Genomic DNA, 19,761 nt, shown 5'->3' with positions numbered 1-19,761 from the left:
ATCCGCGTTCAGCCAGCAGGGTGATCGACCCAGAACGTACCGGTCGGCGGCACGGCGAGAAAGCGTCGATAGAGTTCGGCCTGTGTCGCATTCACGTCGAGATCCCTGAACTGCTCGGGATAGAACCACTTCGCCAATGCTTCGATCGCGACGATGTTGTACGCCGAGTCATAGTAGTTGTGCGAAATGCCATGCGCACGTCCAGCGCGCACGGCCGCAAGCGTGTCGAAACCGGGACGCGCGAGCAGTTGCGCGAGACTGCGCGCCGCGTCCTGCGGATTCGTCTGCGCGCCGATTTGCAGCGCGAGTCCGCCACTTTTCGAATGCGTGCCAGTTGCGACATAGACATCGGGCTGCGCGGCGATGATCTGCTCAAGGCTGATATCGCCGAGCACGCCCGGCAGAAGCGGCGCAGCGATGTTGCGGCCACCTGCGGCTTCAACCAGTTCGCCGAAATTGCCTTTGCCCGCCGTGTGGCAACAGCCGGCACCCCAGGCACCCGCCAGCAGGTCGATGAAAACCTTCGGACGCTGCGCTTCGGGAATGCGGCTGACGACCGACTGGACCCGTTGCAAATGCTCGCTGTAGAACGCGCTGTAAGCATCGGCCTGCGCTTCGCGGTGCAATACCTGGCCGAGCAGCTTGATGCTCGGCAGCGTGTCACGCATCGGATGCAGGCGGAAGTCGACGAACACCACGGGCGTGCCGGTCGCTTCGAGTTGCTCGACGAGCGGATTGTGCAGTCCCACCCCTTCGCCGACGATGCTCAGGATCGCGAGATCGGGTTTCAGCGCAAGCGCTTTTTCGGGGCTGACGCTGTCTTCGCTCGACTGCCCGATGAGTGGAATCTGCTCGATTTGCGGGAAACGTTGTGCGTACGCGTGATAGGTCTGCGGGTCCATCGCAGGCAAATCGCCTTGCCAGCCGACGATGTGCGCAAGCGGGTCCTGTCCTTCGAGCAACGCTACCGCCGGCAACAGGCGGCTTTCGCCAAGCAGGATGCGGTGCGGTTCGGTCGCCGGAATCCTCACCGTGCGGCCGGCCAAATCGGTGATCGTTTGCGCGGCTGTGTTTTGCGCCGGTGCCGGCATGGGCGCCTGTGTTTGCGCTTGCGCGGGCAGCGGCATGCCCGTTAAAGACACAACGCACGCCGTCGACACGACAGCGACCAGCGCCGTTAACAAGGTCGGTGCGAAGGTCGGTGCGAAGGTCCGTGCGCAAAGGCGACGGGCGGAATCACGATAACAAGAAAGAAGGTCCACAGACAATCCGCAAAAAGGAAATGAGAATTATTTTTATTCCATTCGGAAGTCTAGCCATGGAATGTAATGGGGATGTGTTGGAAATGGCCAATTTTGTAATGGATTGTGTTGACGAGCAGGTGGGTGACAGCCGACTTTCAACCAACACAATCCATTACAAAAAGCCGCTTTTTGGCGATGGTCACTCAGGGAATAATGCGCTCGACAGGGCCGTACGAGCCGTCGATCAAGTTCACTAAGTTATCTATTCGCCGTTCGTCACGGCGGTCTTGATCTCGACCGTCACCTGATCGAGTAGCCCTTTGACAAGGGCTTTTGCCAGCGCAAGGAAATCTAATTTAATAGAGGCGAAGATATCCATTGATTCTTCCGTATTGGACCAAGGTCCAATTGCTCCAATGCGACGTGCAGCTTATTTTTCGTACATCGATCGAGTAGTTGACTGGTCAGCAAATGTAAACCCTCGCACGTGGCGCTAACTCTGACGCGAGACTTGATCAGTGTCGGCCCACCAGAAGCAAATTTCCTGAGTACCTTGCTGCCTCTGGGCATTCCATGTCCTCGAGTACGATGTGACGCTGGGAGAGTTGATCATGACCATGCCTATCAAGCGTCGCTCAGCGAAGCTGACCGCTCTGGCCCTCGCGCTCACCTTTATCACCAGCGGTTTCCCAGTCCGAGCCTTCGCAGACGACCCGGGCTGGCCACGCGAACGCGACCAAGATGGCGCTCACCTCATCCTCTACCAACCGCAAATCGACGAATGGAAGCAATTTAAGCAAGTGACCGGCCGGATGGCGATTTCTTTAACGCCCCGAGGTGGCACGCCGCAAATCGGCGTCGTGACATTGGAGATGAACACTGACACCGACATGGACAGCCGTACAGTCCTACTGAGCAAGCCAACTATCACGGGGACCTCGTTTCCCGGTGCAGATCCGACGGCTGCCAAACAGCTCGATCAGCTAATGCGTACCTTCCTCAATCCGGATGCCACCATGACCATCTCGGTGGACCGTCTGGTTGCCAGTGTGGATCAGAAGGCCAATACGCCGCCTGTCGCGGTCAAGAACGATCCGCCTGCCATTTTTGCGAGTTTCGGACCGGGCATCTTGCTGTTTGTCGATGGCGCCCCCGTGATTGCGCCGGTTGAGAACACGGATATGCAGGTGGTGATCAACGCCAATTGGCCGCTCTTTCTCGATAGCGCGACGCACCAGTATTACCTCTTCACGGGACAGCGTTGGGTGTCGTCGAACGACTTGAAAAGCGGATGGAAAGAAGCCTCGAGCCTACCCGCGAAAATGGCGATGATCCCGGGAGATCCTCAGTGGGCGTCCCTCAAGCCATACATGGGCGCGACAGGAACCCACGCGGGAAAGGCGCCGACGGTGTACTTCAGCGACGTACCCGCCGAGCTTATCGTCTTTGGCGGCAAGCCCACGTTTTCGCCGATTCGCGGTACGAAGCTCACATTTGCGACCAACACGGATAGTGACCTTTTTGTCTACACACCGACTGGCGCGTACTACTACCTGAGTGCAGGCCGCTGGTTTGCAGCACCCGGACCGACGGGCCCCTGGACCTATGCAACCGATCAGTTACCCGCGGACTTCGCTAATATCCCGCATAACAGTCCTGCCAGCAGGGTCCTGACGTCGGTACCGGGGACGCCGGAAGCAAAGGATGCGGTGTTGCTCGCGCAGATCCCGACGACTGTCGAGATAAATCCGACCGCAGCCGCGGCTGCGGTCAAAGTGTCATATAGCGGCGACCCCGCCTTCGTCCCGATCACCGGCACCTCGATGTCCTACGCATCCAACACGCCGGCCAAGGTGATCAAGGTAGAGCAACGCTATTACCTCTGCTCGCAAGGGATATGGTTCGATTCCGCGGCACCGATCGGCCCATGGCAAACGACGGTCACTGTGCCGAAGGTCATTTATACGATTCCTGCCAGTTCGCCCGTCTACAACGTGGTCTACGTGACGCAATATGCGACCCCCACGGGTACCGTCCAGGCAAGCTACACAGCGGGTTACCTCGGTGTATTTATCGCCGGTGCAGCGTTGGGCGCAATCGTCGCTCAAGGCAACGGCTACTACTACCCGCCTTACATCTCTACCCGTTATGGACCCTATCCGGTCTACTACCCGCGTCCCGCGCCCTACGGTTACCACACCTACAACCCCTACACCGGCGCGAGCGGGACACGCGGGGGCGTGTACGGCCCGAACGGCAGCGCTCAATGGGGCTCGTCATACAACCCATACACAGGCACTTATGCACGGGGTGCAACAGTCTCGGGCCCAAATGGCAGCGCATCCGTCGGTCAGGCGTACAACCCTAGAACCGGTGCGTATGGGACCACACAACAGGGCTCGAACGCATACGGTCAGTGGGGCAGTTCCGTGGTCACAAAGGGTAACCAATGGGCCGCGACACAACACACGAGCAACTCCAAAGGAACCATCGCCAGTTACCAGAATTCGTCCGGTGCCAAAGCCGTTGCAGGTCGAGGCGCCATGGGGAGCGCCGCGGTTGGCAAGACGGCGAACGGCAACATGTACGCAGGCAAAGATGGCAACGTGTACAAGAACACGAACGGCAGTTGGCAAAAATATGACAACGGCTCATGGTCCACAGTGAACAAGCCAGCGTCGACCAATTCATCCACGTCGAACAACAAGCCGCAATCGGCTCAACAACAACGTCCCGCAACGCCCACCGCGAATGCAGCCCAAACCAGACCGGCAACGCAGACATCTCAGCAGCAGCGTGCCGCCGCTACTCCCGGCAGGAATGCAACGCAAACGAAGCCGAGTGCGCAGACGTATCAACAACAGCGCCCTACGCAGCAGCCGGCAAGCCCGCAGCGCAACGCCGCCTCGCCAGCGCGTCCTGGAACTAGCGCAGGTTCATACGGACAACTGAACCAAGATATGCAAAATCGGCAACGGGGCGCAACTCAGAGCCAACGCTTTGCCCAGGGTGGAGGTGGCGGCGGTGGCGGTGGTGGCGGCCGAGCGGCCAACCTTCGTCGATGACCGCTTTTATCGAGGCGCTTCCCGCGAAGTGCGCCTACTCGCAACGTCGTAGACCTGGTTTTCGGCGAGAAATGAGCCAGGTCTGCATTGGACCAAGGTCCAATTTCGATATCTCCGACAGTGCTCTAGTCTATGCTTAGGTGAATATGCTTGATCACGTGCCACCAGGTGTTAGAACGGAAGTATTTTTAGAATTCGCCTACTCCCAGAACCGATCATCTCGGCAGTGCTGCCGCCCGATATCCTCGACATGACTAGACTGGAGGAATTCATGACCAAACGTCTCCTGTGGTTCGCGATCGTACCGTCGTTGTTGTCTGGAGGGGTCGCTTTCGCGCAGCAGTACCCGATGCTGGACTTGGCCGCCAACAAGGTCATTCAAAAATATCAGGGTTCGTCTTGCGAGCAGTTATGGCGGGAGAAAGCGCAGCAAGAAGGCCGCCCCAGGTCCCAGCAAGAACAGCAGGCCATCCAGTTGCTGCACGAGGATCCGCAGATACGCGCCATGTTCATCGAGAGGGTGGCGGCTCCCATCGTGAACAAGATGTTCGAGTGCGGCATGATCCCATGATCGTCGTTAAGCGTACCGCTGACTGCTAAATCACCGAGGCCGCGATGAGCTACGAAAAATTGCTGTGGCGCGGGACCGTCGTCGCGCTGAGCCTGTTCCTTGCGATAAGCGGCAATGCCGCCCAGCCGCCGCATAAGACGCAGCCCACAAAAGCCGCGACAAACGCGCCGGCGTACCAAGCTGGACTTGAGCCGCGCGCGATCGAGATCCTCAAGGCGTCGAGCGCCCGTCTGGCTGCCGCCAAGTCCATGGCTTTTACGGCGGTCGTTTCATACGAGAGTCCGAGCCGACTCGGACCTCCGCTCGTCTATTCCACCCAGTCGCGGGTCTTGATGCAAAGGCCGGACAAGCTCAGAGTCATCACCCTGGCCGACGGTCCACGCACGGAGTTCTTTTACGACGGCAAGACAATGACGGCCTTCGCCGTGCCAGAGAACCTGGTGGCCGTCGCAGATGCGCCGCCAACCATCGATGCCGCGCTGAAGGTCGCCTACGACACAGGAGCAATCTATTTTCCCTTCACCGACGTTATCGTCGCAGACCCCTACAAGGATCTCTCCGAGGGCCTGAAGATCGCTTTCTATATCGGTCAATCCGAAGTCGTCGGGGGCGTACCCACGGACATGGTTGCTTACGTCACAGGCGACGTATTCATACAGATCTGGATCGGCACGGACGACAAACTGCCGCGTCGCGTCTACGCCATCTATCTCAACGATCCCCTCCGATTGCGTCATGTTCTCGAACTTTCCGACTGGACGCTTGACGGGGACGTTCCCGCAAACGCCTTCGTTTCGGACAACACGAGCGGCGCGACACGTATCGCCTTTGCGCGTCCCGACGCCACTGATGCGCCCGGCATGAAGCCACCGCCCAAGAGCAAGCCTTCCAAGGCTCAATGAGGAGAGGCATCATGAAGAAGGTCGCCATTCGCCTTTTAGCTCTGCTTATCTCGGCATTTGTGTCGGCTTCGGCCGGCGCGTGGTCACACGCCAACGCCTATGGAGGCGGCACGTCGCACGCTTACGGTTCGGGATCGACGACCCGTTCCGACGCCTGGGGCGGAAGTGAAACCCACACCTACGGGCAAGGCACCACCGCGACCGGGCGCTACGGCGACACGGCAACGCACCAGGAAGGCTCGGGCCAGACGACCGCTACCAATCGCTATGGCGGGAGCGCCACTCACACCTACGGCCAGGGCACCTCCGCGACCAACGCCTACGGGGGATCGGCCTACCACGCTACAGGGTCGGGCCAGACGACCGCTACCAATGCCTATGGCGGGAGCGCCACCCACACCTATGGCCAGGGCACCTCCGCGACCAACGCCTACGGGGGATCGGCCTACCACGCTACAGGGTCGGGCTATACGTCGTACACCAATTCCTCAGGCGCGACGGCATATCACAGCCCTTACTACGGCGCAGCATATCCCGCCTATCATCCGCCGACCACGGTGAATAACTACGGGTCCGGGTGTTACAACTGCGGCGGCTGGTCTACAGCGGGCGCAGCGGCCGCAGGCGCAGCGGTCGGGATTGTCGCCGGCGCAGCCGTTGCCTCTGCCAACAACGCAGCCGCAACAGCGAATGCTTATAACGCCGGCGTGGTTGCGGGAGCAACGAGTGCAACTGTGGTGGTACCGACCGCCTACGCTGTGCCGAGCGTCAGCTCAAACTTCGCGATGGGGGCTATCTACGCGGTCTTACCCGGTGGTTGCGTTAAGCCGTCGGTCTCGGGCGGCACGTACTACCTATGTGGCAACACATGGTTCCAGCCCTCCTACGGCGCGAACGGCGTGTACTACCGCGTGGTGCCAACGCCATAGAGGCCGGCATTGGTCAGAGGACTTTGAGCGCAAGATCGAGGAACTCACTACTGTTCATTGATTGAACCAGTGGTACTGAAGCGCAATAGAAACGGTTTGGAAATTGCCGCCGATACCTGCGGCCACGCCACGAGACCAAGCAAGCTTTCCGGACCACTGCCTGGACAGTGGAACCGAGAGCGTGACGCCGTAGCGCACGTTGCGCTGCCGATCGTCGTCCCCGACGCCGTTCACACTGGTCAGCCCACCCGTGAAATACGTCACATCCGCGGCGATCCACAGACCAGGACGCCAGTTGTAGCCACCGTGCCATTGGAAAACGGGCAGCGGGTCCTGGCTGCGATGCTGACCGCCGAAAAAATTTGTATTGTCGGTAAATAGCCATACGCCCGCTGCGCCCTCCACGAACCAATCGCCGATGGGTTGGGATACCCCGATCTCGGGTTTGAACGACCATCGGTTCGAACCCACGTTGATAATACGGGCGGGCTCGTACTGGCCCGTCGGCGCGACCACGCTTAAGCTGGCGCCCAGAGTGGTCTGCGGACTGCGCTTCTCGAACTCCTCTGGCGTCATCGCGGAGCCGCCCAGAAGATTCGCCGCGAATCTGAGCCGCATGTCGCCCATGCCCGATCGGTACGCTTGTCCCGCCACACCCTCCACATTTCCAGTCAGGTTCGCGTTGGCGTACGACGTGGACGCAGCGATGCTCGCAACGTGGCCCAAGATGCCGAAACTATGTGAGTAACCGACTGTGTAGCTGTTAAGCCTGGCCTGCAGGTTGGTAATCGGGAGCGACGGATCGAACAGGACGTCACCGCTCGACCTCGCATAGTCCGCGACGATGAAGTTCGCGCCGATGGGAACGGCTGAGTAAGCGCGAGGCTCCATCTCCTGCGCAGGTGCCAGCGTTGACCACAGCATGGCCACGCCCGTGCTCGCATGCCGAGTACACCGGAGGGTTTGAGCCCACCAGCCCATGCCCGATGTGCCAGCAGACCCCCCTTCGCGGCTCACGTCGACCAACGCTCCCAGTGACTTCATCATCGCCTCTGCGCAGGATGCGGAAAGAACGGCTCGATAGGTTCCTTGAGGGCCGAACATCATCGGCTCAATCAGGCTTGCGCGCACGCCTGATATCGAGCGTCTCCTGGTGAAATTTCACCAGCGACTCGCCGTGCGCGACGCTAACAATCGCCCCCTTCGGTAGTTGTTCGGTGAGGAGGCGGTATAGATGTGCTTCGTTTTCAGTGTCAAGCGCACTCGTTGCTTCGTCGAGGAACACGTAGTCAGGCTTGTGCAGCAGCACGCGCGCGGCTGCCAGCCGCTGCTGCTCGCCCGGGGAAAGAATGCGCCACCAGTGGTCGGACTCCTGCAATCGGTCAACATAGTCTTCCAGCCGGCACTCGCGCAGTACCTCGCGGCAGTCGTCGTCGCTGAAGGTTTCGCTCGACGCGGGGTACGCCAGCGCAGCCTTCAAAGTGCCTTCTGGCAGATAGCTCTGCTGCGGGATGAACATCATGCGCGCGCCCACGGGTGCATCGATCGAGCCATTGCCGAACGGCCAGAGACCAGCAAGCGCTCGCAACAGCGTGCTCTTGCCCGAGCCGGATGGCCCGCGCACAAGCCATCGCGAACCGGGTTTTACGGCGATGTCGCATACGCACGCGAGCGTCTCGCCGTTAGGCAGCGCAAGCATGAGGTTGTGCGTGACGAGCTGGTTTTCCGCGACGTGGTGCAGGTTGATGCCGCCATGCTCGGTGGCAGGCGACACAGACTCCTTCAGACGAGGTTGCCGCATGACACGCTTGAACTCGCGCAGACGGTTGACCGTCGCGCGCCATTCGACGAGCGTGTCGTAATTGTTGATGAACCACGATAGCGATTCGCTAACCGAACCGAATGCGTCAGCGATCTGCATCAGAGTGCCGAAACTCAATTCGCCGGCGAAATAGCGGGGCGATGCAACGACGATCGGAAAGATCTCGGCGATCTGACTGTAGAAGTTGACCACGAAACTGTAGCGCTTCGTGTATCTCATGAGGCGCCACCAGTTTTCACGAATCCGGCCGAACCGCCCCTCGGCATTCGATCCCTCGGTCCGCATGCCGACATAAAACGCAATCTGCTCTGCGTTTTCGCGCAGGCGGATCAGGCCGAACCGGAAATCCGCCTCGACGCGTTGCAACTGGTAGTTGATCGACACAAGCGGGTGACCGACCTTATTTGTCAGGAACGAGCCGACAAGCGCATAGGCAATCGCTGCCCAAAGCATGTAGCCCTGAATCTGGACGGGCGTGCCTCCCACCATGACGACCAGCGCGCCCGCCGTGCTCCATAGGACGATGGAGAACCAGACGAGCGTCTCGACCGTCGAAAGCAGGTCGAGCGTGAGAGCAAGCGTGGTAGTGGCGAGCAAATCGAGGTCGACAGCGATGCGCTGGTCAGGGTTGTCGACGAGGCGGTCGCGCTCGATGCGGTAGAAGGTGGCGTCGCCCAACCACTCTCGCAGGTAGCGCGTGGTTAGCCACTGGCGCCATCGGAAGCCAAGCATCTGCCGCAGATAGCGCTTGTAGACAGAGATCACGATGGACGCGAACGCAAGCCCGGCAAACATCAACATCAGCTGCGGGAACTCGTGCACGTTCCGGCTTTCCAGTGCGTCGTAGAAATCGCGGTTCCATGTGTTCAACCGGGCGTTGATGCCTACCAGCAACAGGTCCATTACGATGATCGCGATCAGCAGCCCCCACGCGATCCTGCGTTCCTCAGAGACCCAGTACGGTCTGATCAGATCCCATGCTGAGACACGGTCGAGCGGCCCAGATGCAGGGCCGGAGGATGGGTTGGTCATGAGCTTCCCCGTAACGCACAGCAATCGTGGATCGGGTACGCGGGTGACTTCCGATACGTGCATGCATGACCATGCCTCAGCTCAGCGGGAAGCGGGTCATACCCCACCTTCGGGCCGGCAGGCCCCACCTTCAGATCTGCTATCGATATGCCAGGACCCGCCCTGACGGTAACGGTTCTGAGCGCTCCTCGAAGCGTGCTCGGATAGGGGACGCTTCGAATGCTTCGCTAGTTTTCAGCAAGGATATTCACGATACGCTCAAGGCGATATTGGACCTTGGTCCCACTTGTCCTACATGGTTCCGTACCGCCGCCACAGCGGTACCGGCCGATTTCGAACGCCAGCCCTATGCTGCACCGCAAAATATAAAGGTATGCAGACCATTCCCACGTCATATGGGGAGTGCCCCCGCTTGCGCAGCGTTGAGCGAAAGACTAGTCTGTATAAAACTGGTGCGCGAGTCATGCCCATGCTCTGCGCAAGTGCCCACGAGGCGAATACAGGCCCAGTCCAGGGCACATCGGTCATATAAGAAAGACGCGGGGCAATCATGGCGTTAGCCATTGCACTGTTTCTCATTACCGTCGTCGCCGTGCTTTTTCAGTTCCTGAGCCCGTGGTGGTTGACACCGCTGGCGTCCAACTGGCGGCAGATGGATGACACGCTGACCATCACACTGGTGGTCACCGGTATTTTCTTTGTCGGCATCAACCTGTTCCTCGTGTATGTGCTGATCCGCTACCGCCACCGAAAAGGGCGGCGTGCGGCCTACGAGCCGGACAATCGAAAACTGGAACGGTGGCTGCTACTGGGCACGACGCTGGCGATCGTGCTGCTGCTGGCACCAGGCTTATTCGTCTATGCGGAGTATCTCAAGACGCCGCGCGACGCGATGGTGGTCGAAGTACTCGGTCAACAATGGCAATGGCGGTATCGCTTCCCCGGGCAAGACAAGAAGCTGGGACAAACCGACACGCGCTTCATCACCTCGGACAATCCGTTTGGCATCGATCCGGCCGACCCCAACGGCCAGGGCAACATCCTGATAGACAATAATGAATTGCACCTGCCGATAAACCGGCCAGTCAAAATGCTGCTGCGTTCGCGAGACGTGTTGCACGACTTTTTCGTGCCGCCGTTTCGTGCACGCATGAATATGGTGCCGGGCATGGTGACCACTTTCTGGTTTACGCCGACCAAGCTCGGCCGCTATGAAGTGGTTTGTGCACAGTTATGCGGCATCGGTCATTCCAATATGCGTGGTTACGTCGTGGTGGAGGATGACGCCTCATTCGCCAGTTGGCTGAAGACCCAGCCGACGTTCGCGCAAACGATGGCCAAGAACGGTGCAGGCGGCGACGAACTCGCTACGCAAGGCAAGCTCCTCGCGCAGGCCAAAGGCTGTATCGCGTGCCATTCGGTGGACGGCAATGCAGGCGTCGGCCCGACCTGGAAGGGCTTGTACGGCAAGACCGAAACCATGGCCGACGGGTCGACCGCGCTGGTCGACGAAGCCTATCTGAAAGCCTTCATCCACGACCCTGCTGCACGGGTCGTCAAAGGCTACGCGCCCATCATGCCGAAAATCGAACTGACCGATCAAGAAGTGGCGGAGCTGATCGCCTATATCAAAGCCAATGCAGGCACGGGTGCCGGCCAGAGCGGCACAGCCACGCAGAAATCAGGAGTGTGACCATGTACGCGAACCTGTCGCCGCTACACGAACCTCGGAGTTTCTTGACCAAATACGTGTGGTGCCAGGATCACAAGGTCATTGCGATCCAGTACTCACTGACGGCTATCGCGGTCGGCGTGATCGGGGTAGTGCTCTCGAACTTGATGCGCCTGCAACTGGGTTTCCCGGGCCGCTTCGCGTTTATCGACGCCAACCACTATTACCAGTTCGTCACCATGCACGGCATGATCATGGTGATCTATCTGCTCACCGCACTATTCCTGGGCGGCTTCGGCAATTACCTGATTCCGCTGATGATAGGCGCACGGGACATGGTATTTCCGTACCTGAATATGATGAGCTATTGGGTTTATCAACTTGCGGTGTGGGTGCTGATCGCGAGTTTCTTCGTGCCGGGCGGCCCTACCGGAGCCGGTTGGACACTCTACCCGCCACAGGCGATTCTGCCGGGTACGCCGGGCGTGGAATGGGGCATCGTGCTGATGCTGGTGTCGCTGGCGATTTTCATCGTGGCGACCACCATGGGCGGCCTGAATTACGTCACGACCGTGTTGCAGGCGCGTACCGAAGGCATGACGCTGATGCGCATGCCGCTGGCCGTGTGGGGCATTTTCGTGGCCACGATCCTGGCATTGCTGGCCTTCCCGGCACTGCTGGTCAGCGCGATCATGATGCTGCTCGACAGACTGCTGCAAACCAGCTTCTTCATGCCTTCCGTCGTATCGATGGGCGCGCAGCTCCAGCATAACGGCGGCAGTCCGCTGCTCTTCCAGCACCTGTTCTGGTTCTTCGGTCATCCCGAGGTCTACATCGTCGCGCTGCCGGCGTTCGGCATCGTGTCGGACCTGATCAGCGTGCATGCAAGGAAGAGCATTTTCGGCTATCGCAACATGGTCTGGGCGATCGTGGCCATCGGCGGGCTGAGCCTGGTGGTGTGGGCGCACCATATGTACGTCGCCGGCATGAATCCGTATTTCGGCTTCTTCTTCGCTACCACCACGCTCATCATCGCCGTGCCGACCGCCATCAAGGTGTACAACTGGATGCTGACGCTGTGGCGCGGCGACCTTCATCTCACGGTGCCGATGCTGTTTGCGATCGGCTTTATCAGCACCTTCGTGATCGGCGGCCTGACGGGATTGTTTCTCGGCAATGTCAGCGTGGATATTCCGCTGTCGAACACCTATTTCGTGGTGGCCCATTTCCATATGGTGATGGGCGTGTCGCCGATACTCGTGGTGTTCGGCGGGCTTTATCACTGGTATCCCAAGATCACCGGCCGAATGCTCAACGACGGCATGGGGAAATTCCATTTCTGGGTCACCTTCCTGGGCACCTATGCGATTTATTTCCCCATGCATTATCTCGGCGTGCTTGGCATGCCCCGCCGATATTACGCCTACGATAACTATCAATTCATTCCAGCCTCGGCACAAACGCTGAATGCCGCCATCACCGTGGTCGCGATCCTGGTTGGCCTGGCGCAACTGGTGTTCCTGTTCAATCTTGGCTGGAGCCTGTTCAAGGGCGCGCGCGCGGGTGCCAATCCGTGGCGAGCGGCCTCGCTGGAGTGGCAGACCCCGAACACGCCGCCGGTTCACGGTAACTGGGGCGCGACGCTGCCGATCGTGTATCGCGGGGCCTATACCTACAGCGTGCCCGGTGCGGCCGAGGATTTCGTGCCGCAGAATGCGCCGCCCGATGCCACGTACGACGAACCTGGCGAACCCGGGGATATGCGGCAATCCGTCAAGGGGACGCAAAAATGAAAAGCGCTCCCCTGCAGCGGGCAGCCGGTGAGACCGGAGGCGGCCCGTCCGGGTACCGCAGCACCACTGAGCTAGCGGCCAAGACCGGCTTGTGGGTACTCACTGCTGTGCTGTCGGTCTTGTTCACTTTGCTGCTGTTCGCTTACGTGATCCGCATGAGCGATGGCGACTGGCGGCCTCTGGCGGTTCCGTGGCAATTGTGGATGAATACCGGCGTACTGATACTGGGCAGCATCGCGCTACAGCACGCCGCGACCACTGCGCGCCGCCCTCGCCCGGACGGACTCAATGCCAGCCTGCTGGCCAGTGGTCTATGCGGGCTGGCGTTCCTCGCGGGCCAACTATGGGCGTGGGAACGTCTGAACGCGCTGAATCACACGATCGCGGCCAACCCCGCCAACAGTTTCTTTTATCTGCTCACGGGCTTGCACGGCGTGCATGTGATCGGCGGCCTGGTGGCGCTGACATGGGGCGTCACATTGGTGCGGCGCTACCCCGGTGCGCTGCGCTCACGCCTGTGCGTGACGCTGTGCGCACGGTACTGGCATTTTCTATTGGCGGTCTGGCTGGTGTTGTTTAGCGCGTTGATGTGGATCACGCCTGAAATCGCCAGAAATTTGTGCGGCGTGAGTTAAAAAGCGAGCTAAAAACGTGAGTTAGAAAATGAGTCGAAAGACGAGTTGAAGGATAAGCTGAAAGAGGAGACGTTCATGGCAGAGTCCGCACCGCAACATTCCAAAGAGCTCGGATTGCCCAGCGGCTGGCACGGTATCGTCAAGGACTGGTCGTCGGACCAGGAGGCCTTCAAGGTGTCCTGGGGCAAGGCGATGATGTGGATTTTCCTGCTCAGCGACACCTTCATTTTCAGCTGTTTCCTGACCAGCTATATGACGGTCAGGATCTCCACTACCGTGCCATGGCCCGATCCGAGCAAGGTGTTCGGCCTCACCATAGCCGGCGTGGACGTGCCGCTGCTGCTGATCGCCATCATGACGTTCATCCTCATCACCAGCAGCGGCACGATGGCCATGGCCGTCAACTTCGCCTATCGGCGCGATCGCAAGCGCACCGCCCTGCTGATGTTGGCCACCGCCATCCTGGGTGCATCGTTCGTCGGCATGCAGGCCCTCGAATGGACCAAGCTGATCGTGCACGAAGGCATACGCCCATGGGGCAATCCCCTGGGCGCGGCACAATTCGGCTCGTGTTTCTTCATGATCACGGGGTTCCACGGCGCGCACGTGACGGTCGGCGTGATCTATCTGCTGACCGTCGCCAGCAAAGTGCTGCGTGGCCATTATGAACACAGCGGTAACTATCAGATCGTAGAGATCGCCGGCTTGTACTGGCACTTCGTCGATCTGGTCTGGGTATTCATCTTCGCGTTGTTCTATCTCTGGTGAGGCCAGCCATGAGTACTACCGTCGGGCAACAGCATCCGATCCGCATCTATCTGCAAATCTGGGGGCTATTATTTTTCCTCAGCACTTTGTCCTACCTGGTCGACTATTTCCGCATCGAGGGATATCTGCGCTGGGGTCTCATCGTCGCGCTGATGCTCATGAAGGCCGGCTTGATTGTCGGGGTCTTCATGCACATGAAGTGGGAGCGGCTGGCGCTGGTGTACGCCATTTTGCTGCCGCCACTGTGCCTGCTGGTGCTGGTGGGCCTGATGGCCGCCGAAGCCGATTACACGTTCCTGACCCGCGGGATATTTTTCAAGTGACACGGTTAAATTGACACGGTTGAATTGATGCAGCGCCCGGCCAGCCGATCGACACAGTGGATTGACTAGCCCGCTCACGGTAATATCGGTTGCTCCAGCTCCTCGGAGCGCCTTGATGGACATCTCAAAAATATGGTTGCACCCAACCAAGATCCTGCGTCGCCACGCGCTCAAGCCCAGCCTAGTCACGCGATAGAGCGGATTATCGAAACGACGATCTTTTCCAGCCGCTGGATACTCGCCCCCATTTACCTGGGTTTGGTGTGCGGCTTGCTGCTGCTCTTATTCAAATTCGCTCAGAAGTTATGGGAGATGGTGCTCACAGCGGTATCGACCGACCTCAGCGACACCATCAGCAACATCTTGTCCTTGGTCGACTTGTCCTTGATGGCCAACCTGGTGTTGATGATCATGTTTGGCGGATATCAGAATTTCGTGTCCGCGCTGGATTTCGAGGGACACAAGGATAAGCCGGCATGGATCGGCCATGTGGGATTCGGCGATCTCAAGCTCAAACTGATGGCGTCCATTGTCGCCATTTCGGCCATAGAACTGCTCAAGAGTTTGATGCACGTCGGGCAGGTCGCCAGCAGGGATCTCAGTTGGAGTGTCGGCATCCACTTGGCGTTTGTGGTGTCCGCCATCTTGCTCGCCGTCATGGATTGGGTGGTGGCCCATGCGCAAGCGACTGCACTGAGTGTTAGAGCAGGTGCGCGCGCAGGTGAAGTTGCGGGTGAACGCGCAGATGAGCACGCGGATGAGCGCGCATAAACCCGAGCACCGCGCTATATCGCGGATAGCGTCGATGCTCTAGGGAGACCGGTTCCGTCTCGTATGGGTCTTGTACCTGAGCCGGTCGTTGAGCGAACGCAACGCACGCGTCGCACTGCGAAACCCAGCCGTCAGACCGGGATCGTAATAATGAATGATGAGGCTGCGCCGTTCCCCCGCGTCGACGGCGAGATTGGCGTGCATCGTGATAAAGCCGTTGAAGCTATACACATTGCCCGGTTCGCACGCGACGCGCACACAACGCTTACTCAGCATGTCGCGCCGAACCCGCGCGCGCCGCGCACGGAACGGCAAGTGTTGCTGCAGGACCAGCGACGCTTTGGTGAGAACGTTGCGTACCAGCGAAATCGAGTCCCGCTGCTTCTTGTACATAATCAGATCGCCGTTCTGCTCGCCGCTGTGTGCCAAGCGCAACGGAATCAACAACGTCAGCACGTGTGAGTCGAAATGGCGTAAGTGGCTTTGCGATGAGGTGTCGCGATTAACACAACGCAAGACATAAAGCCGGTTGAGCGCGAGTGCGCGACCGAATTTCTGTGTCGCCCAGCGCTGCGACGCCTCGCATGCTTTGGCCTCGGTCGCACGGAACGCATCCGACTTGCGCAACAACTCGACAAACAGCAATGCAAGCTTGGATTCACGCCTGCCGTCCGCAGGCTGCCATTGATGCCGCGTGGCGTCGATTATCGCGTTGATGTTCTGAAGCGCGCTATTCGGTACGACTCCTGCAAAGACGGTCACACCGAGATCTTGAAAGTCGCGTTCGCTTTCATTCATGGCAACGAGAACATCTATGAAAGGCCGGAACCATTACATCGAGCGCAGTTGCATACATCACCTTATGCCCAGTTCGCGAGCGGTCCGCGCCAGGTCAAACGCGTTTATGGGTTGATGGTATTCCCTCGAACAAAGCAGCGCATCGACACGGCGGCGAAGTACTGTATTTCGACGCTTGGGGACAGTGCCTTGATCAACGATCTTCACTGCACACCCTGGCTATTTTCCGGCAAATAAGCATTGCGTCATTGCATACCTCAACTGAACGCCCAAGCACCGCACGTTCATGCTGCGTGGCTATATTTCGCACACTCATTGCACACTCATGCCGCACTCGCCTGTATCACGCGCTGCGCCACTGCCAGATAGCGATCGGCCGTATCCTTGAGCGTGAGGCCAGCCAACGGCCGTTGCGCGCGGCTCTGCGAGAGCGCGACAACCAGCGCTTGCGCGTAGGCCTGCGTATCGTCGGTATCGATAAGTTGAACGCTGGCGAAATCGGCGGCGAACGCGAACGGCCGAATCGCACTGGCCACCACCGGGATGCCTGACGCCAGCGCCTCGAGAAACGCGATGCTGTGCCCTTCGGATCTCGACGGCATCGCATAGACGTTGGCGTCGAACAACAGGCTCGATACATCCGAGCGCGGCCCGCCCACCACGACGCGGTCGGCCAAACCCAGCGTGTTCACGCGTTCGTTCACGGCTTGGTAATACGCTGCATCCTCGACCACCCCGTACAGAAGCAAGCGCGCAGCAGGAACCCTCTTCGCCACGTCCTGGAACGCATGCACCGTCTGCATTTGGTTCTTCACCGTGGTGTAGCGGCCGATCTGCACGATCGTTGGCTGAGTTTGCCGCGGTCCACGCCCGACGTGCGCAGCATCGCCGAAGCGCGCCATATCCACGCCGTTGGGTATCACCATCATCAAGGGATGATGGCCGATTGCGCCGACGTAGTCGTCGACGTTGGCCGGCGACACCGCGATCACCGCGCGCGCGCGCCGCGAGAGCATGCGCTCGACGCGCCGCAACAGGCCGCGCTCGAAGTCGTTGGCTGCCGAATGCATGACATACACGACGGGCGCGGCTATCGGCAACGCCCTCGCATAGAACGCCGGGATCGTCGCATGAGCGAAGATAACGTCGGGCCGAAAGCGCCGCACCATACGATCGAGATGCCACAATTTTCCGGGCGGCCCATGCACCTTCGTCGGAAAAAGACACGCTACCGCGTTGGCCTCGAGCTCCGCCCGCAGCGACGCAAAATCGTCGTGCTGCGGCATCAGCGACGCAATGCCGACCCTCTCGCCGCTGCGTTGCTGGTGTATCGCCAAGTCCTTGGCCAGCACTTCGGCGCCCGAGAGCCGCGGTGCAAGTACGAGATGAAGGATACGCATCACGCCTCCCTGGCGATTCGATACAACATCCAGCTCGACGATGCGGCCAACCCCACCGTCGTCGCCCACGCGATGCCGATCACGCCCCAGTAATGGATGGCCGGCGGCACGCACGCCAACAGCACGATCGCCTGGATCACTGACGCCTGTGTCGTCACCTTGGGCAAGCCGACTGCGCGCAGATACGACACCAGCACGGCGATGAGCGCACCGATCGCCATGCTGATCACGAATATCCTGAACAAGGGCACGGCGGGCATCCACGCGGGCCCCAGCACCAGCAGGAAGAGCGGCTGCGCCAGCATGCGCAGCACGATCACAAGGAACGCCAGTCCCGCCGCGATGACCGCGAGATAAATGCGAAACAGCCGTGCGGCCTCCTTGGGATCCTTGCGATGATGCGCGGAGAAGGTGGGAAACAGATATTGCGAAAACGCGATAGCCGCGTCGGCGAGCAACATCTGGGCCAGCTTGGATGACATTTGATAGGCGCCCAATGGTGCAGGCCCCAGCAGTTTGGCCACGATCACCTTGTCGAACTGGTTGAGCAGCAAATTGACCACGCTGCTCGCCCAGATCCAGCGACTGAAACCGATGTAGTGCCCGATTCCCGCCCAGGCGAAGCGGATCGGCGGACGCGGCGTCATCGTCGCCCACGTCAGCGTGCTTTTCAGAAGTTCGCCGGCCACCATGCCGATCAAGATGGAATAGGCGCCGGCGCCGGCGAACGCGCAGATCAAACCGATGCTGCAATCGGTGAAGGCGGTCAGTGTTTCAACGCCGGCAATGCGCTGGAAACCGCGCTCGCGCGCCACGACGTAATAGGCGGGGGACGCGACGCCGCGGATCAAGGGCAGGATGGCGGCGAGCTGTAGCAGCGCGAGCGAGCCGCCGAGATGGAACTGACTATCCATCAGCGGCGCGACGGCAATCAGCAGTATGGCGACGAGCAAGCCTCGCGCGGCGAGCGTCGTCCACACGGCGCCGAGCTCCGTGCGCGTGGGCGACTCGCGCCCCTGAATCACCGCCTGGGCAAGCCCGGTATCGCTGAGCGACTCGGCAACGGCGACTGCGAGCAGCGCGACGCTGACGCTACCGATCGCCGTAGGCCCGAGAATCCGTCCGATGGCCAAGAACTTCACAGCCACCAAGCCGCGCACCGTCACTTGTTGCAGCAGCACCCAGAACGCGGCGCTGGCGCCGAAATTGAGACGTACCGAAAAAAAAGGCAAGCGGACCGATCTCACTGATGTTCCCCCGCAGCGTATCGACGTCGCTGTAGAAATAGCCCGACCGAGCGCCCACGCACATGCGACGCATAAGTGCGGCACGCGAATACCCCATGTGGATCCTGCGCACGAATCCTAATTCCAAACGGACCCATACCCGGGACCCATACCCGGGACCCATACCCGGCACCCATACCCGTTGTTCTTTTGCTGATCACCGCTGCAAAGGTAACGCGCCCGGTCAAGCAACGAGCGCCATTCGGTAGTCGATATCGGCCTGCAACCACAGGGGCTACTGTCGTTTTTCGCCGAATGTCGGTCGATATTGGCGTTTAGGTGAATTTGTGCAGTGCTAAGGTGGACGAATCGGATTGGCTCAGCGATGAGCCCCGGTCCAAATGGGCCACTTTTCTTCTTTGATAGCCACCATGACAAACGACGACTATGTGCTGATTATCGAACCGGATCTCTCAGGACATCGTTGGCGGTACGCTCAATGGGCCGCCGAGGCTTATATGGAGGCTGGCTATCGTTGCTTGATCGTGACCGAGCGATGCAACGCGCAACATGAGCTGGCCCGGCGCATCGTCGCCGAAAACAATCCGCAGCTGCAGATCGACTTCGTCGAGGTTCCGGCGCGTGCGAGCCGTTTAAGTCTCGGCTCTTCGACCTATGTCCGCTATCACCGCGAATTCCAGGATGCCCTCGCGGTGGCGACCCATGGCCGCCGCGTCGCTCTCATCGTCGTGCCTTACGTCGACTATTTCTTGTACGCGCTGCCCTTTCTCGGTTCGCCGTTTGGCAACA

At 59.7% G+C, this 19,761-nt stretch carries 17 protein-coding genes and 1 pseudogene; 12 read left to right on the top strand and 6 right to left on the bottom strand.

Features of this window, described 5'->3' with window-relative positions:
* Positions 1 to 8 precede the first annotated feature (8 nt).
* Positions 9 to 1,142, bottom strand: a complete 1,134-nt coding sequence (locus GSQ77_RS08340) for an ABC transporter substrate-binding protein (RefSeq protein ID WP_367889655.1) — start codon at positions 1,140 to 1,142, stop codon at positions 9 to 11.
* Positions 1,143 to 1,213: 71 nt separating this feature from the next.
* On the opposite strand from GSQ77_RS08340, the gene GSQ77_RS08335 reads away from it, so the two are divergent.
* The 5 genes from GSQ77_RS08335 to GSQ77_RS08315 all read left to right on the top strand — a co-directional run bounded on the left by GSQ77_RS08335 (position 1,214) and on the right by GSQ77_RS08315 (position 6,711).
* A complete protein-coding gene (locus tag GSQ77_RS08335; protein ID WP_158900976.1) occupies positions 1,214 to 1,501 on the top strand; it encodes a hypothetical protein in 288 nt (95 codons plus the stop codon).
* A gap of 354 nt (positions 1,502 to 1,855) precedes the next feature.
* On the top strand, positions 1,856 to 4,309 hold the full coding sequence (locus GSQ77_RS08330; RefSeq protein WP_158900974.1) for a hypothetical protein: 2,454 nt from the start codon (positions 1,856 to 1,858) through the stop codon (positions 4,307 to 4,309).
* A 271-nt stretch (positions 4,310 to 4,580) separates the two neighbouring features.
* On the top strand, positions 4,581 to 4,880 hold the full coding sequence (locus GSQ77_RS08325) for a hypothetical protein (protein ID WP_158900972.1): 300 nt from the start codon (positions 4,581 to 4,583) through the stop codon (positions 4,878 to 4,880).
* 44 nt (positions 4,881 to 4,924) lie between these two features.
* On the top strand, positions 4,925 to 5,782 hold the full coding sequence (locus GSQ77_RS08320; RefSeq protein ID WP_158900970.1) for a DUF2092 domain-containing protein: 858 nt from the start codon (positions 4,925 to 4,927) through the stop codon (positions 5,780 to 5,782).
* An 11-nt stretch (positions 5,783 to 5,793) separates the two neighbouring features.
* Positions 5,794 to 6,711, top strand: a complete 918-nt coding sequence (locus GSQ77_RS08315; protein ID WP_158900968.1) for a hypothetical protein — start codon at positions 5,794 to 5,796, stop codon at positions 6,709 to 6,711.
* 54 nt (positions 6,712 to 6,765) lie between these two features.
* Here GSQ77_RS08315 and GSQ77_RS08310 read toward each other — a convergent pair whose 3' ends face one another.
* Positions 6,766 to 7,758 (bottom strand): transporter, encoded by a 993-nt coding sequence (locus GSQ77_RS08310; RefSeq protein WP_254067524.1) that lies wholly within the window; start codon positions 7,756 to 7,758, stop codon positions 6,766 to 6,768.
* A gap of 64 nt (positions 7,759 to 7,822) precedes the next feature.
* The gene (locus GSQ77_RS08305) at positions 7,823 to 9,565 is read right to left on the bottom strand and encodes an ABC transporter ATP-binding protein/permease (protein WP_158900966.1); all 1,743 of its coding nucleotides are present in this window, start codon (positions 9,563 to 9,565) and stop codon (positions 7,823 to 7,825) included.
* A 550-nt stretch (positions 9,566 to 10,115) separates the two neighbouring features.
* Here GSQ77_RS08305 and GSQ77_RS08300 point away from each other — a divergent pair.
* The 6 genes from GSQ77_RS08300 to GSQ77_RS08275 all read left to right on the top strand — a co-directional run bounded on the left by GSQ77_RS08300 (position 10,116) and on the right by GSQ77_RS08275 (position 15,527).
* Complete coding sequence (locus GSQ77_RS08300) at positions 10,116 to 11,258, top strand: c-type cytochrome (protein WP_158900964.1); 1,143 nt, start codon at positions 10,116 to 10,118, stop codon at positions 11,256 to 11,258.
* A gap of 2 nt (positions 11,259 to 11,260) precedes the next feature.
* On the top strand, positions 11,261 to 13,030 hold the full coding sequence (locus tag GSQ77_RS08295; protein ID WP_158900962.1) for a cbb3-type cytochrome c oxidase subunit I: 1,770 nt from the start codon (positions 11,261 to 11,263) through the stop codon (positions 13,028 to 13,030).
* Entirely contained in the window at positions 13,027 to 13,665 is a 639-nt protein-coding gene (locus GSQ77_RS08290) for a cytochrome c oxidase subunit 3 (RefSeq protein ID WP_158900960.1), read from the top strand. The genes GSQ77_RS08295 and GSQ77_RS08290 overlap by 4 nt, the downstream gene beginning before the upstream one ends.
* 75 nt (positions 13,666 to 13,740) lie before the next feature.
* Positions 13,741 to 14,433, top strand: a complete 693-nt coding sequence (locus tag GSQ77_RS08285; RefSeq protein ID WP_158900958.1) for a heme-copper oxidase subunit III family protein — start codon at positions 13,741 to 13,743, stop codon at positions 14,431 to 14,433.
* Between the two features lie 8 nt (positions 14,434 to 14,441).
* Positions 14,442 to 14,756, top strand: coding sequence for a cytochrome C oxidase subunit IV family protein (locus GSQ77_RS08280; protein ID WP_158900956.1), 315 nt, complete (start codon positions 14,442 to 14,444; stop codon positions 14,754 to 14,756).
* 132 nt (positions 14,757 to 14,888) lie between these two features.
* Positions 14,889 to 15,527: a TIGR00645 family protein gene (locus tag GSQ77_RS08275; protein ID WP_158900954.1), complete on the top strand. Its 639-nt coding sequence runs from the start codon at positions 14,889 to 14,891 to the stop codon at positions 15,525 to 15,527.
* A gap of 39 nt (positions 15,528 to 15,566) precedes the next feature.
* On the opposite strand, the gene GSQ77_RS08270 is transcribed toward GSQ77_RS08275, so the two are convergent.
* The 3 genes from GSQ77_RS08270 to GSQ77_RS08260 all read right to left on the bottom strand — a co-directional run bounded on the left by GSQ77_RS08270 (position 15,567) and on the right by GSQ77_RS08260 (position 18,972).
* Positions 15,567 to 16,325 (bottom strand): hypothetical protein, encoded by a 759-nt coding sequence (locus tag GSQ77_RS08270; RefSeq protein ID WP_158900952.1) that lies wholly within the window; start codon positions 16,323 to 16,325, stop codon positions 15,567 to 15,569.
* Positions 16,326 to 16,648: 323 nt separating this feature from the next.
* Positions 16,649 to 17,725, bottom strand: coding sequence for a glycosyltransferase family 4 protein (locus tag GSQ77_RS08265; protein ID WP_158900950.1), 1,077 nt, complete (start codon positions 17,723 to 17,725; stop codon positions 16,649 to 16,651).
* Entirely contained in the window at positions 17,725 to 18,972 is a 1,248-nt protein-coding gene (locus tag GSQ77_RS08260; protein WP_158900948.1) for an oligosaccharide flippase family protein, read from the bottom strand. Before GSQ77_RS08260 ends, GSQ77_RS08265 begins: the two co-directional genes overlap by 1 nt.
* Before the next feature lie 410 nt (positions 18,973 to 19,382).
* On the opposite strand from GSQ77_RS08260, the pseudogene GSQ77_RS08255 reads away from it, so the two are divergent.
* A pseudogene (locus GSQ77_RS08255) lies at positions 19,383 to 19,761 on the top strand (group 1 glycosyl transferase); the annotation flags it as partial.

The organism is Burkholderia sp. L27(2015) (assembly GCF_009765705.1).
Lineage (GTDB): Bacteria > Pseudomonadota > Gammaproteobacteria > Burkholderiales > Burkholderiaceae > LMUX01.
The sequence above is the reverse complement of the archived record's forward strand: the minus strand, read 5'-3'. Positions and strand labels throughout refer to the sequence as shown.